This window comes from Micromonospora sp. DT15, assembly GCF_049841475.1.
Lineage (GTDB): Bacteria > Actinomycetota > Actinomycetes > Mycobacteriales > Micromonosporaceae > Micromonospora.
Genome location: NZ_JBNCKJ010000015.1, coordinates 177,275 through 191,561 on the forward strand (window position 1 = coordinate 177,275; position 14,287 = coordinate 191,561).

Annotated in this window: 14 protein-coding genes; 8 read left to right on the forward strand and 6 right to left on the reverse strand. The window is 72.0% G+C overall.

Annotated elements, in window-relative coordinates; translation table 11 throughout:
- Positions 1-4: 4 nt before the first annotated feature.
- The 4 genes from ACLQ3F_RS28670 to ACLQ3F_RS28685 all read right to left on the reverse strand — a co-directional run bounded on the left by ACLQ3F_RS28670 (position 5) and on the right by ACLQ3F_RS28685 (position 2,996).
- A complete protein-coding gene (locus ACLQ3F_RS28670; RefSeq protein ID WP_425852582.1) occupies positions 5-1,144 on the reverse strand; it encodes a site-2 protease family protein in 1,140 nt (379 codons plus the stop codon).
- A gap of 57 nt (positions 1,145-1,201) precedes the next feature.
- Positions 1,202-1,621 carry a PIN domain nuclease gene (locus ACLQ3F_RS28675; RefSeq protein ID WP_425852584.1) on the reverse strand — a complete coding sequence of 140 codons (420 nt, stop codon included), beginning with the start codon at positions 1,619-1,621 and terminating at the stop codon, positions 1,202-1,204.
- A complete protein-coding gene (locus tag ACLQ3F_RS28680) occupies positions 1,618-1,827 on the reverse strand; it encodes a type II toxin-antitoxin system VapB family antitoxin (protein ID WP_366608997.1) in 210 nt (69 codons plus the stop codon). The genes ACLQ3F_RS28675 and ACLQ3F_RS28680 overlap by 4 nt, the downstream gene beginning before the upstream one ends.
- A gap of 314 nt (positions 1,828-2,141) precedes the next feature.
- Entirely contained in the window at positions 2,142-2,996 is an 855-nt protein-coding gene (locus ACLQ3F_RS28685) for an alpha/beta hydrolase (protein ID WP_357196008.1), read from the reverse strand.
- 178 nt (positions 2,997-3,174) lie between these two features.
- Here ACLQ3F_RS28685 and ACLQ3F_RS28690 point away from each other — a divergent pair, with 178 nt between their 5' ends.
- The 4 genes from ACLQ3F_RS28690 to ACLQ3F_RS28705 are packed head-to-tail and all read left to right on the forward strand — an operon-like array spanning position 3,175 to position 6,636.
- Entirely contained in the window at positions 3,175-4,047 is an 873-nt protein-coding gene (locus tag ACLQ3F_RS28690) for an ABC transporter ATP-binding protein (RefSeq protein ID WP_425852610.1), read from the forward strand.
- Between the two features lies 1 nt (position 4,048).
- A complete protein-coding gene (locus ACLQ3F_RS28695) occupies positions 4,049-4,849 on the forward strand; it encodes an ABC transporter permease (RefSeq protein ID WP_393222509.1) in 801 nt (266 codons plus the stop codon).
- Between the two features lie 27 nt (positions 4,850-4,876).
- Entirely contained in the window at positions 4,877-6,007 is a 1,131-nt protein-coding gene (locus ACLQ3F_RS28700; protein ID WP_425852586.1) for a sensor histidine kinase, read from the forward strand.
- Positions 6,004-6,636, forward strand: a complete 633-nt coding sequence (locus ACLQ3F_RS28705; RefSeq protein ID WP_425852588.1) for a response regulator — start codon at positions 6,004-6,006, stop codon at positions 6,634-6,636. Before ACLQ3F_RS28700 ends, ACLQ3F_RS28705 begins: the two co-directional genes overlap by 4 nt.
- A gap of 16 nt (positions 6,637-6,652) precedes the next feature.
- Here ACLQ3F_RS28705 and ACLQ3F_RS28710 read toward each other — a convergent pair whose 3' ends face one another.
- Both ACLQ3F_RS28710 and ACLQ3F_RS28715 read right to left on the reverse strand, forming a co-directional pair.
- Positions 6,653-7,564 (reverse strand): L,D-transpeptidase, encoded by a 912-nt coding sequence (locus ACLQ3F_RS28710; RefSeq protein ID WP_425852589.1) that lies wholly within the window; start codon positions 7,562-7,564, stop codon positions 6,653-6,655.
- A gap of 75 nt (positions 7,565-7,639) precedes the next feature.
- The gene (locus ACLQ3F_RS28715) at positions 7,640-9,085 is read right to left on the reverse strand and encodes an alpha-amylase family glycosyl hydrolase (RefSeq protein WP_425852591.1); all 1,446 of its coding nucleotides are present in this window, start codon (positions 9,083-9,085) and stop codon (positions 7,640-7,642) included.
- 299 nt (positions 9,086-9,384) lie between these two features.
- On the opposite strand from ACLQ3F_RS28715, the gene ACLQ3F_RS28720 reads away from it, so the two are divergent.
- Genes ACLQ3F_RS28720 through ACLQ3F_RS28735 form a run of 4 tightly spaced genes read left to right on the forward strand, consistent with a single transcriptional unit; the run spans position 9,385 to position 14,082 of the window.
- Positions 9,385-11,004 carry a hypothetical protein gene (locus ACLQ3F_RS28720; protein WP_425852592.1) on the forward strand — a complete coding sequence of 540 codons (1,620 nt, stop codon included), beginning with the start codon at positions 9,385-9,387 and terminating at the stop codon, positions 11,002-11,004.
- Complete coding sequence (locus tag ACLQ3F_RS28725) at positions 11,004-12,467, forward strand: NADH-ubiquinone oxidoreductase-F iron-sulfur binding region domain-containing protein (RefSeq protein ID WP_357195986.1); 1,464 nt, start codon at positions 11,004-11,006, stop codon at positions 12,465-12,467. The genes ACLQ3F_RS28720 and ACLQ3F_RS28725 overlap by 1 nt, the downstream gene beginning before the upstream one ends.
- A gap of 56 nt (positions 12,468-12,523) precedes the next feature.
- The gene (locus ACLQ3F_RS28730) at positions 12,524-13,195 is read left to right on the forward strand and encodes a TlpA family protein disulfide reductase (protein ID WP_425852594.1); all 672 of its coding nucleotides are present in this window, start codon (positions 12,524-12,526) and stop codon (positions 13,193-13,195) included.
- A complete protein-coding gene (locus tag ACLQ3F_RS28735) occupies positions 13,192-14,082 on the forward strand; it encodes a cytochrome c biogenesis CcdA family protein (protein WP_425852595.1) in 891 nt (296 codons plus the stop codon). Before ACLQ3F_RS28730 ends, ACLQ3F_RS28735 begins: the two co-directional genes overlap by 4 nt.
- The last annotated feature ends 205 nt before the right edge of the window (positions 14,083-14,287 follow it).

The following is a 14,287-nucleotide window of genomic DNA, read 5'->3' on the forward strand; positions in this document are numbered from 1 at the left end:
ATGATCACCGGGAGGGGGTGGGGGTGCGGAGGGTGCTGCGTTGGACGGCGCGGCTGATGTCGCTGGGGGAGACGATGCCGGTCAGATGGCCGTCTTCGGTCACCACCAGGGCGCGGCCGTCGGCGCACTCGGAGAGCCGGGGGAGCAGGTCGTTGAGCTGTTCCCCAGGCTGGGCCAGCACCAGATCGTCGGCCCGGCAGGCCACCTCGGCCAGCGTGGTCGACGCCCGCCGCTCCGGCGGTACGCCCCGCACCCGATCGACGGTGACCAGCCCGGTCGGCCGGCCGTCCTCGGTCAGCGGCAGCGCCGAATGCCGGTACGCGAAAAGGTAGTGGTCGACGAAGTCCGCGACAGTCATCTGCGCCGAGGCCGTCTGCGGCTGCGGGGTCATCACGTCGCCCACCCGGATCCCGCGCAGCGCGGTGCCGGTGCGCGCCTGCCGCTCCTCCATGCCGGCCGCCCCGATCAGGAACCAGCCGATCAGCGCCAACCAGAGCCCACCGAAACCGACACCGGACAGGAACTGCCACAACCCCAGGCCGATCAGCAGCACACCCAGCACCCAGCCGGCCCGAGCGGCGACCACTGACGCCCGGGTCCGGTCGCCGGTGGCCTTCCAGACCGCGGCGCGCAGCAACCGGCCACCGTCCAGGGGCGCGGCCGGCAGCACGTTGAAGACGGCCAGCAACACGTTGATCCCCGCCAGCCAGGCCACCGCCCCGAACAGCAGCCCGCCCTGCCCGGCCAGCGCGAGCAACGCCGCGATGGCACCGAAGAACGCCCCGATCAGCAGGCTGACCAGCGGGCCGACGCCTGCGATGCGCAACTCCGCGCCCGGGTCACGCGGCTCGCCCCGCAACTCGGCCACGCCACCGAACAGCCACAGCGTGATGCCGTCGACCTCCAGCCCGTTGCGTTTGGCCACCACCGCGTGCGACACCTCGTGGGCGAGCAGGCCGAGGAAGAAGACCACCGCCGCGGCCAGGCCGGCGAGGGTGTACGCCACGGGCGAGCGGTCCGGGTACGAACGGGGGAACTGGTTCGCGGCCAACCCCCACGCGATCAGCGCGAAGATGACCAGCACGCTCCAGTTGACACCGACCGGCACCCCCGCGACCCGGCCAAGCCGGAAACTGGCCCTCATCGCACAGAGGTACCCCGCCAGGACGCCGACATGCGGAATATCAGGCAGACAGCCTGATCAATCGGCGGTGCCGGACGGGACCACCCAGGCGCTGGGCTGCCCCGTGATCGCGCTGATGAGATCAAAGTCGCCGTCGTAATGCAGCACGGTGACTCCGTGTCGCTCGGCGGTGGCGGCGATCAGCAGATCCGCCATGGAGAGGGCGCGGTGGTTGCCCTTGTGTAGGGCCTCCACCTGCACGTCGATCGCCCGATCCCAGACTTCGTCAGGCATCGAGAGCCACTGGAAGCCGCCCATCAACCATCTGGCACGCTGAGCATCTTTGGCGGTCCGGGCACTGTGAATGACTTCGATCTCGACAGCCCCGCATACCGCGAGCACCCCTCGGTCGGAGAGTTCACCAAGGACCGGAGCCACGTGCCGCTTCGGCCAGCGGGCGAGGGCCGACTTGTCGAGCAGGTATTGCTCGTGCTTCACGCCGCGTCCGGCTCGGCGGTCACGACAGGGCCGGTCAGGTCGGGCAGCCCACCGCTCTTGAGCCAGTCGGCGAACTGTCGTCGTTTCTCCCGATCGACGACCGCCTTGAGGGCGGCGTTGACGGTGGCCTTCTTCGTCGTGGTGCCGAGAACCTTGCCGGCTTCGGCGAGGAGTTCGTCATCGACGTCAAGGATCGTCCGGCTCACGGTGCCTCCTCAGGTGGGCGATCAGCGTCGATGATATCAATCTGGCGCGCTTTTTATATCAGGCCTCGCTGAAGTGCGGTACTGACCTTGGCGTGGCCTACCGGGTGAGTGCGGCACGGCGGGGGCAACATCTCAGTCGAGCGAGACGGACAGCATGCAACCGTCCGGCGCGGTGACGACGGTGAGAGGGTCGCCTTCGCGCCCTCGAAGGTGTCCAGGCACAGGAATGTAGGCCTCGGCCTCGAACCCTTCGCGGTACCGTTCACGACGGCCGGATATCCATTCACGACTTGATAGGTCCAGCAGATCCTCGGTCAGCGGCGGGGGGTTTCGCTGGCGATTGTCGCCTCGCGGGGCAGGGCTGCCGCGCGCAGCGCCCAGTCCAGCGCGTAGTCGGCGATCGGCTCCCAGCCGGGTTGTCCGACGGTGAAGTGCGATCGGCCGGGGAACTGCTCGTACGCGGTGAGGGCCCGGGACTTCTGGTAGAGCCCGGCGTTGGCGCGGACCACCGACGCCGGCACCACGTGGTCGGCCTCGCCGGCCATCAGCAGCAGCGGCGCCCGGTCGGTGCGCCCGACGTCGACCCGGGCGGGTGAGCGCGGGTCGACGTTGGCGAAGGCGCCCTCGAAGAAGACCCGGCCGGCGCCCGGGACGGCGTAGCGCTGCCAGGCCCGGTCGGACTCCTCGCGGCTCATCGTGTTGCCGAAGGTGTAGGCGAAGTCGTCCTGGGTGAACGGGACGGCCTTGCTGCGGTTGGCGGGGCTGCGCAGGATCGGGAAGCCCGAGCGGAGCTGACTCAGCGGCACCTTGAGCACCCCCTTGATCGCCGCGGGGTGCACCCCCACCACTGCCGCGCCGAGACCCCGGTCGGCGAGGACCTGGGCGAACAGGCCGCCGAACGAGTGCCCCATGATGATCGGCGGTCGGGGCAACGCCCGGATGATCTTGTCGTAGTGCGCGACGATGGTGGCCATGCTCTGCTCGGCGATGGGGCCGGGATCGTCGCGCAACTGCTCCACGGACCGGTCCATGCCGGGCCAGGCTGGGGCGATGACGTGCATGCCGCGTTCGGTGTACCGCTGGGCCCACCCCTCCCAGCTGCGCGGCGTCATCCAGAGCCCGTGGATCAGTACGATCGTGTCGACCTGACCCTGCGGCGTGGCACCCATCGCGTCCTCCCGGTGTCGCGGCTTCGGCCGGGCGGTTACCCGCTGCCGGGCGGGGAAACCCTCCGGGGGAACGGGCCCCTGACAAATGTCACGGTCGGAGCGTGACGACCGCTCCGGGCATCGGGGTACGCGCCGCCGGAGCATGATTGGCATGACCAGTACGCATCCGGCTGTCGAGTTGGACGGCCTCACCAAGAGCTTCGGCGCGGTCACCGCTGTCGACGGGTTGAGCCTTCGGGTACAGCCCGGCGAGGTGGTGGCGTTCCTCGGCCCGAACGGCGCGGGCAAGACCACCACCATCGACATGCTGCTCGGGCTGTCCCGCCCGGACACGGGCACCGTCCGCGTCCTCGGTGGCACCCCTGACGACGCGGTGGCCCGAGGTCGCGTCGCCGCCGTACTCCAGACCGGTGGGCTGCTCAAGGACCTCACCGTGGGCGAGACGGTGCGGATGACCGCGCACTTCTACCGGCACACCCGCCCGGCGGCGGAGGTGCTGGAGCGGGCCGGTATCACCGACATCGCCGACCGGGTGGTCGGGCGCTGCTCGGGTGGTCAGCAGCAGCGGTTGCGCTTCGCGCTGGCCCTGCTGCCCGACCCGGACCTGATGGTGCTCGACGAGCCGACCACCGGCATGGACGTCGAGGGTCGGCGCGACTTCTGGCAGGCCCTGCGCCGTGACGCCCGGCGCGGACGGACAGTCATCTTCGCCACCCACTACCTCGACGAGGCGGACGCGTACGCCGACCGGATCGTGCTGGTCCGGCAGGGGCGCATCGTCGCCGACGGCACCACCGCGGAGATCAAGAACCTGGCCGCCGGCCGTACCGTGCGGGCCACCCTGCCCGGTGCCGACCAGGCCGCGCTCGCCGCGCTGCCCGGCGTGGACGCCGTCGAGGTGCGCGGCGACAGCGTGCTGGTACGGACCGGCGACTCGGATGCCGTCGCCCGGCACCTGCTGACCCGGACCGCCGCCCGGGACGTCGAGATCATCTCCCGCAACCTCGAGGACGCCTTCCTCGCCCTGACCACAGCGCAGACCGGAGCCTGAGATGACCACCTCCACCCCCACCCGCGCCGCTGTCACCGAGCCGGACCGTCGGCTGCCCGCGCTGGGCGGGTTCGCTCCCGGCGCCCTGGGCATCGAGCTGCGCCGGGTGCTGCGCAACCGCCGCACCCTCGCCTTCACGCTGATCATGCCCGGCGTCTTCTTTCTCATCTTCGGCCTGCCGCAGGGCGGGCAGTCACTGGACAACGGTCGGCCGGTGACGGCGTACGTCATGATCAGCCTGGCCGTCTACGCGGCGATGGTGGCCACCACCAGTGTCGGTGGCGCGGTGGCCACCGAACGGGCCCTGGGTTGGAGCCGACAACTGCGGCTCACCCCGCTGCGCCCGGCGGCGTACGTGGCGACCAAGCTCATCACCGCGATGAGCCTCGGTCTGCTCGCGGTGGTCGTCGAGTTCCTGGTGGGTGCCGTGGCCGGCGTCCGCGTCCCGGCGTACGTCTGGCTGCTGTCCGGGCTCGCCGCCTGGGTCGGCTCGCTGGTCTTCGCCGCGTTCGGTCTGTTCATCGGCTACCTGGCGCCGGCCGAGAACGTCATGCAGATCATCGGCCCCGTGCTGGCGGTGCTGGCCATGTTCGGCGGGCTGTTCGTCCCGGTCGAGGTGCTGCCGGACGTGCTCCAGCAGGTCGCGAAGTTCACCCCGGTGTACGGCATGGGCGTGCTGGCCCGCGCGCCGCTGACCGGCGACGGGGTGAGCATGGCGGCGGTGGCGAACCTCGTCGTCTGGGCGCTGCTGTTCGGCGTCGGCGCGGCCCGGCTGTTCCGCCGGGACACGGCACGGGTCTGACCGGTCGCGACCGCTAGCGTGAACCCGATGGACCTCTCGACGGGTCAGCCGCAGCCGGTGAGCCGCCACTGGCGGGTCATCGGCTGGCTGCTGGGCGCGGTGTGGCTCTTCTTCCTCAACGTGCCGCTCGCCACCGCGCTGCACCAGCCGGAGCCGTGGCGGCGGGTCCTCGGCGTGGTGGCCCTTGTCGTCTTCGGCATCGGTTACGTGTTGCTGTTCCAGTGGGCGCGCAAGCTGCGCCAGTCCCTGCTGCCGATTCCGGCGGGCCGGGCGCGGGCCGGGCTGGCGCTGCTGCTGGCGGTGGGCCTTGCCAGTCTCCCGGGCACCGAAGGGGACTGGCTGGCCACCCTGGTCTACGTGGCCGCGGCGGCGGTCTTCCTGCTGCCGCTGCGGGAGGCGTTGGCCGTCGTCGTGCTCTGTGCGGTGACCCCCGTGTTGGCGTCCCGGCTGGTGCCGGGGTGGGAGGCGGAGAACGGCATCGTCTTCGCGGTGCTGCTCGCCTCGTTCGCCATGTTCGGGGTGTCCCGGCTGGCGCAGCGCAACAGTGAACTCCGCGCCGCCCAACAGGAGATCGGTCGGCTCGCGGTCGCCGAGGAGCGGTCCCGTGCCGCCCGCGACCTGCACGACATCCTCGGGCACTCGCTGACCGTGGTGGCGATCAAGGCCGAGTTGGCCGGGCGTCTGATCGAGGTCGACCGGGACCGGGCCGCCACCGAGATCGCCGAGGTGGAGGCGCTGGCCCGGGCCGCGCTGGCCGACGTACGACAGACGGTCGGGGCGTACCGCGAGGTCAGCCTCGCCGCGGAGCTCGCCGGCGCCCGCTCCGCGCTGGCCTCGGCGGGCATCGCGGCGGACGTGTCGGCCGAGGTGCCCGAACTGCCGCAGGAGTGGGACCGGTTGTTCGGCTGGGCGGTACGGGAAGGGGTGACCAACGTGGTCCGGCACAGCGGGGCGCGGTGCTGCGTCATTCGGGTGCACCCGGATCGGGTCGAGATCAGTGACGACGGTGGCGGGCCGTCCACTCCCGACCCGAGCGGGCACGGGCTGGTGGGCCTGCGGGAGCGGGCGCGGCGGCTGGACGCTGTGGTGACCGTAGGCCGGCGGCCGACGGGCGACGGTTTTCTGCTGCGGGTGCACGCGCCGGCGGAGGCCCGGTGAGCGGCGGCTCCACGCCGATCCGGCTGTTGCTCGCCGATGACCAGGCGCTGGTCCGGGGTGCACTGGCAGCCCTGCTCTCGTTGGAGGAGGACCTGACAGTGGTCGCCGAGGTCGGCCGGGGCGACGAGGTGGTGGCCGAGGCCCGACGCAGCGCTCCGGACGTGGCTCTCCTGGACGTGGAGATGCCCGGCCTGGACGGGATCGCCGCCACCGCGGCGTTGCGGGCCGCGCTGCCGACCTGCCGGGTGCTGGTGGTGACCACCTTCGGTCGACCCGGCTACCTGCGGCGGGCCATGGAGGCCGGTGCGAGCGGTTTCGTGGTCAAGGACACGCCGGCCCGGCAGCTCGCCGACGCGGTCCGCCGGGTGCACGCCGGGCTGCGGGTGGTCGACCCGACGTTGGCCGCGGAGACGCTGGCCGCCGGGCTCAGCCCGCTGACCGAGCGGGAGACCGAGGTGCTGCGGACGGCCCGGGGTGGTGGCAGCGTCGCCGACCTGGCCAGGGCGTTGCACCTGTCCGAGGGGACGGTACGCAACCACCTGTCGGCGGCGATCGGCAAGACCGGTGCCCGTAACCGGGCCGACGCGATCCGGGTCGCCGAGCAGAACGGCTGGCTGCTCGGCGAGTGACAGTGCGAGCCGGTGCTCAGGCGGTCGGCGGTGGGGCGGCCAGTTGGTCGACGACGACGACGCTGCTGCCGGGGCGGACCTCGGCGAGCAGTTCCCGTTGACCGCTGCGGGTCAGCCGGATGCAGCCGTTGGTGGTGTTCTCGCCCAGCTCGTCGTCGTTGTGCCAGGTGTGCACTCCGATGTGCGCGCCTTGCAGCCCGGACGGCACCGACTCGGGGTCGTCGGGCACCGAACCGAGGGCGTAGATGTCCACCCCGCCGTAGACCTCCTCCGGCGGTGGGGTGCGGCCCAGGATGAAGGTCCGCCCCAGTGGGGTCTCCTGGCCCGACTGGCCGAGACTGACCTCCCAGGAGCGCACCGCCTTGCCGGCCCGGTACCAGGTGAGCCGGTGGACCTTGCGTTCCACAACGATCTGGTCGCGCAGCGGCACCGTCTCGAACCCGCCGGGCGGCAGCCAGGCGAGCCGGCGGTTGGCCGAGGGCAGCAGGACCGCCGTCCAGCCGGCGCGCCGCTGGGCGATCGGCATGGTCAGCTCGACGCCGCGGATGGTCGGTTCGAGGAAGGCGCGCGGCCGACCGCCGGGCGCGTCGTACGCGGCGATCCGTCTGGTCGGGTGCGCGCCGTCGCCCAGCGGTGTGACGTCCATGCTGAACGGATCGGCGGGGAACCCTCCGGGTGCGGGGTCGTAGTCGACAACCGGCAGCCCGTCCGGGGCGGGCGCGGCCGGGGGGATCGACTCCTCCGGGCTCTGCTCCACACTGCTCGGAGTGGGGTCGGCATCCACCACGTCGCGGTCGTCGGGGGCCGTCGAGCTCGGGGTGAGGGCCTGGCCGACCAGCAGCGCGGTCACCAGCAGCGCGGGTACGCCGATGGCGGCGGCCACCCAGACGCCGCGACGGCGGGACGGAGTCTTTCGGTCAAACGGCACGAAACCACTCTATGGTGGCGGATGCTTCGGGGCCCCCGGTTCGGCGAGACCCGCCGTCCGGAGGCCCCGATCGCGTCAGACCCGCGCGCCGATGTGGATGGCCACCGCGTCGTGCGCCGGCACGTTCGCCGCGAACCAGCCGCTACCGTCCACGGTGATCACCGGACCGCTGCACGTCCCACCCGCGTAGGTGCCGTGGATGACGTCGCAGTACCGACCGGCGGGCAAGCCCGTGTAGTAGGAGCGGCCGTTCACCGCCGCGTCCTCGTCGTTGACGGTGAGGAAGCCCTTGCCGCTGCGACTGAACGCGATGTGGTTGTTGCCGTTGTCGTACCAGTTGGCCACGCCGGCACCCTCGGTGGCGTTGCGGAAGCCGACCATGTTGGCGATCACCGGCCAGCGGTGTTCGCACTCCCAGCCGGAGTAACAGGTGGCGTTGAGCGTCTTGTTGGCGCCGTCCGACGGTGGGCCGGCGTCCCGGTTGCTGAAGGTGTAGCTGGACATGACGGTCGGAGAGCCGTACGGCCAGGCCAGCATGAAGGCGTTCGCCAGCGCGTAGATGCCCCGGTCGCGGTAGGTCAGCACCCCACCGGAGTCGCGCTGGGTGTCGTGGTTGTCGACGAACACCGAGGCCGGGCCGGTGGGCAGGTGCCCCCAGCCCTCGCCGAAGTTGCGCAGGTACGCCAACCGCTCGGAGCGGAACACCCGGGCCAGGTCCTTGCCGTAGCGGAACTCGTGCACGTCACCGTTGCCGGTGTACTCGGTCGGCTGGACCGGCTCGCCGGCACCGTAGATGACCTCCTGCACGATGTACGCGGAGCGGGACAGCTTGCCCCTGATGGCGGCGATGTCGGCGGCCGGCATGTGCTTGCTGGCGTCCATCCGGAAGCCGTCGACGCCGAGTGAGAGCAGGTCGTTCAGGTACGAGGCGATCTTCGTGCGGACGTAGTCCGACTCGGTCTTCAGGTCCGAGAGGTTGACCAGTTCACAGTTCTGCACCTCGTACCTGTCGTTGTAGTTGGCGATGTCGTCGCCGCCGTTGCGCCCGCAGTGGTGGAAGTCCTGGGTCTGGTAGATGCCCGGGTAGTCGTAGTGCGAGTAGGTCGAGCCGGCCCAACCGGTGCCGCCGTTGTCCTGACCGGACATGTGGTTGATCACCGCGTCGACGATCACCTTGACCCCGGCCGCGTGGCAGGTGTTCACCATCGACTGGAACTGGGCCCGGGTGCCCTTGCGGGACTCGATCCGATAGCTGACCGGCTGGTACGCCAGCCACCACTGGTTGCCCCGCACGTGCTCCTGCGGGGGCGAGACCTGCACGTAGCCGTAGCCCTTCGGGCCGAGGGTGCTCTGGCACTCGCTGGCCACCGAGGGCCAGTTCCACTCGAAGAGCTGGACGATGACCTTCTTGCCGCCGGACGGGGCGGCGACGGCCGGGGGTGCCGTCACGGCGGTGGGGACGAGCAGGCTGGCGATCAGACCGAGGGCGAGGAGCGTCGAACCACGTCGACGTCGGTGCATGGGGGACTCCTGACGGGAGCGGGAGCGGGAGCGGGAGCGGGAGCGGTGGTGCGGTGGTGCGGTGGGGGAGTGCCGGCTTGCCGGGATCTTGCAAGCCTGACTGAAAATTGCTGAAAGGTTACAAGCATGTTGCGAGGACTGTCAATGCATTGGCATTCGTCACTGTCCTGATCGGTGGGTGGGAGCGGGTGGAACGCACTGCCGCGCCCCTCGGTTCGATGTCGGCCCAGAAATTTCCTTCCGCAGGTGATCCGCGCGCCCCGCCGGTCCGTACTGGATGGGGGAGCAGGGGTCGGCCGGTGGTGCGCCGCCGCGAGACGATCGAGGAGCAGATGGCCCGGGCAGAGCAGGACAAGAAGGCGGCGACGGTCCGGACCAGCGCCAGCAGTCGGGGGGTGCGCGCCCCGTCACGGTCGGCGAGCGCCCTGCTGATCGCGTCGGTGCTCGCCGCGCTCTGGGCGGCGATCATGCTGACCGGCGTTGGCCAGACGGCGTACGCGTACGGCTTCTTCTTCACCGAGTTCTTCGCCGGGGTCATCTCCCTGGTGGCGTTGAGCCTCACAGTGATGCTCGGTCTGCTCGCCACCGACCGGCTGGTGCTGCGCATCCCGCACCGGGTGCTGATGCAGTCAGCGCACCGGGCCACCGGCGTGCTGGGCGTGGCCGGGCTCGGCTTCCACGTCCTCACCAAGGTCGCCACCGGGCGGGCGGCGGCGACCGACGCGCTGGTTCCGTTCGTCGGCGGCCGTGGGCTCTACATCGGGCTCGGCACCGTGGCGGCGCTGCTGATGGTCAGCGTGATCTGGACCGGCATCATCCGCGCCCGCTTCGCCGGCGTCGGTCCGAAGTGGCTGTGGCGCACGCTGCACTCCACCGCGTACCTGGCCTGGCCGTTCGCTGTCTTCCACGGCCTCAACGCCGGTCGGGCCGCAGCGCCCTGGGTGATGTTCAGCTACCTGGGCTGCATTCTGCTTGTGGTGCTGGCCCTGCTGGTCCGGTTCTCGGTCAGCATCGGTCGGCGCAGCCGCGAGCAGCACCAGGCAGCGGTGCGCAACGCGGTGATGATCGGCCGGGCCGAGGAGGCGAAGACCGCCAGGTCGCTGCTGGCCGGGTTGGGTCGACGCCCGAAGGCCGCCGAGAAGCGTCCCGCCTGGGCGGACACCACCACCGCCACCTGGGCCGCGCCGGCCGCGCGGCGCGACCCGGAACGGTTCACCGTCCCGGTGGTGCCCGAGCCCGGTTCCCTCGTCGAGCCGACCCGGCCGAGCCGCCGTCGGCGGGAGGAGGAGCCGGCCGCCCGCCGCGACACCGAACGGTCCTCGCGCGGCCGACGTGCCGAGGAGGAGTCGACGACCCGCCGGTCGGCCCGCCGCAGCGTGGAGGAGACCGACACCCGTCGACGGGACGAGGAGGAGGTCGAGCCGGTGACCCGGCGGCGCGCCTCGCGTACCCGCGACGAGGCCGTGCCGACCGGACGGCGCCACGTCGAGGAGCCGGCCGCCGAGCGGTCCCGTCGCCGGTCCCGCACCGAGGACGACGGCAGCCGTTACTCGGCGCCGCCGCTGCCGGCCCTCGCCGAGCCCGAGGAGCCCTGGGACAGCCCGCGCCGGTGGCAGGCCGACGAGCCGATCTCCGCCGGCCCGGTCTCCAGCAGCCCGATCTCGTCGGCGCCGCGCAGCGGCAGCGGCCGGCACAGCGTCGACGACGACCTGCCCGAGGAGCCGGACTACTGGCGTCCGCCGGCCCGGTACGTGCCGGACGAGGTGGCGCCGCCCGTCGACGACACCCCGACCCTTGTCGACCTGGCGTCCCGCCGCGCCAAGCGGGCAGCCGGCGAAGGCAAGTCCAAGCGCCGCAAGGCCAGCGCAGACGCGGTGGACGGGGCGTACTGGGCCGGGCTGCGGGGTGAGGCGAAGTGATGCGGACCGCCGTGCCACCCGTCGCCTGCGTGGGTGAGCCCCGGCTCACCGCCGGCTTCGCCGAGTACGGCCGACTCGACCTGCGCGCGCACGAGGAGGTGCACGGACCGATCGGCCCGATGGAGCCCGCGCAGCTGCTCCAGCTCGCCGAGGGCATGCAGCTCAAGGGCAAGGGCGGGGCGGGCTTCCCGTTCGCCCGCAAGATGCGCGCGGTGCTGGAGTCCTGCGAGCGGCAGGACCTGGCCGCCGTGGTGGTCGTCAACGCCACCGAGGGGGAGCCGGCCAGCTGGAAGGACAAGGTGCTGCTGACCCGCGCCCCGCACCTGATCCTGGACGGGGCCGCGCTGGCCGCGTACGCGCTGGACGCCGACGAGATCGTGATCGGCGTGGCGGACGACGGGGTCGGCCGGGACTCACTGATGGACGCGCTCGACGAGCGCCGGATGCCGGTGCAGACGACGATCGTCACAGTGCCGCACCGGTTTATCTCCGGCGAGGGCGGCGCACTCGTCAACGGCATCAACGGGCTGCCGCACATCCCGCCGGGCACCAAGAAACGCTCCAGCGACTCCGGGGTCAGCGGCCTGCCCACCCTGCTGTCCAACGCCGAGACGTTTGCCCAGCTCGCCATCGGTGCCCGACTGGGCCCGTACGAGTACGCGGCGCTCGGCACCGACGACGAGCCGGGCACCGTGCTGCTCACGGTGACCGGCGCGGCGGGCCGACCGGCCGTGGTGGAGTGCACCGCCGGCATGCCGCTGCGCGACGTCCTCGACCTGTGCGAGGTGCCGGACGTCCAGGGCATCCTCATGGGCGGCTACCACGGCAAGTGGATCACCGCGGAGGCGGCGGAGAAGGCCGAGGTCTCCCGCAAGGGCCTGGCCGCTGTCGGCGGCACCCTCGGCGCGGGCATCATCGTCCCGCTCGGCGTCGACACCTGCCCGCTCGGTGAAGCCGCCCAGGTGGTGCGCTACCTGGCCGGCGAGTCCGCCGGCCAGTGCGGGCCGTGCAAGATGGGCCTGCCGGACCTGGCCCGCGCGGTGGACCTGGCCGTGGCCGGCAGCCAACCGGCGGACGTCGTGCGCGCCGCCGCCGGCGAGGTGAAGGGCCGGGGCGCGTGCAGTCACCCCGACGGCACCGCCCGGTTCGCGCTCTCCGCGATCGAGGTCTTCGTCGAGGACCTACGGCTGCACAGCACCGGCGACGGCTGCGGCCGGCGGGTCAAGGGCATGATGGGGCTGCCGGGCGCACCCGACGCGAATCCGCAGAAGCTCACCCTGGACTGGTCCCGCTGCGACGGGCACGGCCTCTGCGCGCACGTCGTACCGGACTTCATCCGGCTCGACGCGAACGGATATCCGGCCTTCCCGGCCACACCCGTGCCGACCTGGCTGCGCGAGGGCGCGCTGAAGGCGGTCAAGGTCTGCCCGGAGTTGGCTCTCCGACTCGCCAAGGCCGAATAGCGAAGCGTCAGGCCCACCAGGGGTCCCTTCCGGACCGGAACGGAACGGAGAAACGGATGCGGATCAGCATGGTGTGGACAGGGGCCGGGCGGTTGCGCCGCGGGACCGCGGCCGGGCAGGTACGCCGGGCCGCTGCCGCCGGGGCGCTCGTGGTGGCGCTGTTCGGTGTCGCCGCCTGTACCGGCACCGCGCCGGGTGGGCCCGCCGCCGCCGGATCGGCCCCGGCCTCGACCGATGCCTCGTCCACGACCGGGGCGCCATCCGCACCGACCGGGGCAGCGTCCACGCCGACCGGCGGGCCGCCGGCCGCTCCGGCGCAGGTCCCGGACGTGCTGCGCTTCACCGGAACCACGCTCGGTGGGGCGGCGTTCGACGCGGCACGGCTCGCCGGCAAACCGGTGGTGCTGTGGTTCTGGGCGCCGTGGTGCGCCACCTGCGCCAGCCAGGCCTGGACGGTGGCCGAGATCGAACCCCGATACCGCGACGCCGTGCCGATCGTCGGCGTCGCCGGGCTGGGCGAGCGAAAGGCCATGAAAGAGTTCGTCACCGAGTTCGACCTCGGCGCGACGACGCAGATCGAGGACACCAAGGGCGCGCTCTGGAAGCGGTTCAAGGTGACCGAGCAGAGCATCTTCGTCATCATCGACCGGAATGGCGCTGTCGTGCACCACGGCTTCCTGGACGGTGAGGCGCTCACCGCCAAGGTCGCCGCACTGGCCGGGGCGTGACCGCCACACTGCTGCTCGCGCTGACCGCCGGCATGCTCGGCGCTGTCAACCCGTGCGGCTTCGCGTTGCTGCCCGCGTACCTCTCGCTGTTGGTCGCCGGGCAGTCGGACACCCGCGGCGCGGTCGGCCGCGCGCTCACCGCGGCGGCCGGGCTGACAGTGGGGTACGTGCTGGTGTTCGGCGCGTTCGGCCTGGCGCTGGCGCCACTGGCCGGCTGGCTGCGACCCCGGCTGCCATGGTTGACAGTGGCGCTCGGCGTGCTGCTGGTGGTGGCCGGCTGCTGGCTGCTCGCCGGTCGGCGGCTGCCCGCCCCCGGCTGGTCGGCCCGGGCACCTCGGCTGACCCGCTCCTGGCCGTCGATGGTGCTGTTCGGGGCCGCGTACGCGTTGGCCTCACTCGGCTGCGCCATCGCGCCGTTCCTGGCCATCGTGGTGACCAGCCTCCAGGCCGGCTCGACCGGTCAGGGGTTGGCGCTGTTCGGCGCGTACGCGCTCGGGATGGGTCTGGTGGTCGCGGTCGCCGCGCTCGGGGTGGCGCTGGTGCGCGACGGCCTGGTGGCCCGGCTGCGGGTCGCCGGTGCGCTGGTGCCCCGCCTCAGTGGACTGGTGCTGCTGGTCGCCGGTTGCTACGTCGCCTGGTACGGCTGGTACGAGCTACGGCTCGCCGCCGGCCGCCGCGACGCCCTGCACGACCCGGTCGTCCGGGTGGCCGCCCAGGTCCAGCGAGCCCTGGCCGACGCCCTGGACCGGATCGGCCCGGCGGTGCTGCTGGCCGCACTGGCCACGTTGCTCCTGGCCGCGCTCCTGGTGAAGCGCGCCCACCGCCCGACCCCAGCCTCTGTCGATCATGAAGTTATCGCCGCGACACGCCGGGGCGACGGGCAATAACTTCATGATCAACCATGAGGGCGCGGTGGTTGACCACGGCGTTACACCTGTGGCCTGGATGGACGGTGGCGGGGCCGGTGCGTTCGCACCGGCCCCGCTCCCGTCGACCGCTTCGGGGGCCGGCTAGCTGTACTGCCCAGGGAGGTTGGTTAAGCGGCTGATGGGTGGGCGTTTGCCGGTGGCGGTGTGGGGCCTGTGATGGTTG

Excerpts from the sequence above, each read along its gene's own strand:
- ACLQ3F_RS28670 (WP_425852582.1), bottom strand. The coding sequence starts at position 1,144 with ATGAGGGCCAGTTTCCGGCTTGGCCGGGTCGCGGGGGTGCCGGTCGGT.
- ACLQ3F_RS28725 (WP_357195986.1), top strand. The coding sequence starts at position 11,004 with ATGCGGACCGCCGTGCCACCCGTCGCCTGCGTGGGTGAGCCCCGGCTC.
- ACLQ3F_RS28700 (WP_425852586.1), top strand. The coding sequence starts at position 4,877 with ATGGACCTCTCGACGGGTCAGCCGCAGCCGGTGAGCCGCCACTGGCGG.
- ACLQ3F_RS28715 (WP_425852591.1), bottom strand. The coding sequence starts at position 9,085 with ATGCACCGACGTCGACGTGGTTCGACGCTCCTCGCCCTCGGTCTGATC.
- ACLQ3F_RS28695 (WP_393222509.1), top strand. The coding sequence starts at position 4,049 with ATGACCACCTCCACCCCCACCCGCGCCGCTGTCACCGAGCCGGACCGT.
- ACLQ3F_RS28685 (WP_357196008.1), bottom strand. The coding sequence starts at position 2,996 with ATGGGTGCCACGCCGCAGGGTCAGGTCGACACGATCGTACTGATCCAC.
- ACLQ3F_RS28730 (WP_425852594.1), top strand. The coding sequence starts at position 12,524 with ATGCGGATCAGCATGGTGTGGACAGGGGCCGGGCGGTTGCGCCGCGGG.